The organism is Magnetospirillum moscoviense (genome assembly GCF_001650635.1).
GTDB classification, from domain to species: Bacteria; Pseudomonadota; Alphaproteobacteria; order Rhodospirillales; family Magnetospirillaceae; genus Magnetospirillum; species Magnetospirillum moscoviense.
Window position 1 is genome coordinate 1 of sequence record NZ_LWQU01000106.1, and the last position, 718, is coordinate 718.

Consider the following 718-nt stretch of genomic DNA (forward strand, 5'->3'; position numbering starts at 1 on the left):
GCCGCCGCTCGGCCATTGCCGCAACGACGCGCCCAGACTCGAAGTTCCGCCGCCGTCATCTTTTCCGATATCTTGAGCCTACCGAACATGGTTCCCCCTGTATCTGGTGGAACCCCAGTGATTCATGGTTGCCGCTGGTTGGCAAGCCCCGCCGAGTCAGATCGAGCGTTCGCCGGTATAACGCCGCCATGGGCATGGTGGTGCAGTTGCCTTCCATACCGCCCTACTGCTATAGACCCTATGTTCGCCCCATGAAACGGCTGGCGGTCCGTCCCACGGCATGTCCCGATCGAGGGTTGCGCCGGACTGGCCGGCGCCGAGCCTCAGACATGGGGGACGGACCTGATGAACGATATCATCTTCGTAGGGCTGGATGTCCATAAGGCGACGGTGGCGGTTGCCATTGCCGAGGGAGCGCGCGGCGGCGAAGTGCGCCAACTGGGCGCCATCCCGAACCGCGCCGATCATATCGCCAAGCTGGTGGAAAAGCTCGGCAAAGGCGAGCGACGGCTGAACTTCTGCTACGAGGCCGGCCCCTGCGGCTACGGCCTGCACCGGCAACTGACCGCGCTCGGCCACGACTGCATGGTGGTCGCGGCCTCGCTGATCCCGATGAAGGCGGGCGACCGGGTCAAGAGTATCCCCCCGGTGACGGCCGCCTGTTCGAGCGGCCCTTGCTCTGAGATTCTGCCAGCCTGATTGGCGTTGGTGGTGGCGG

At 64.8% G+C, this 718-nt stretch carries 1 protein-coding gene; it reads left to right on the forward strand.

Going from position 1 to position 718, the window contains the following annotated elements; genetic code table 11:
- Positions 1-345 precede the first annotated feature (345 nt).
- Positions 346-699: a hypothetical protein gene (locus A6A05_RS05645; protein ID WP_216635757.1), complete on the forward strand. Its 354-nt coding sequence runs from the start codon at positions 346-348 to the stop codon at positions 697-699.
- Positions 700-718 lie beyond the last annotated feature (19 nt).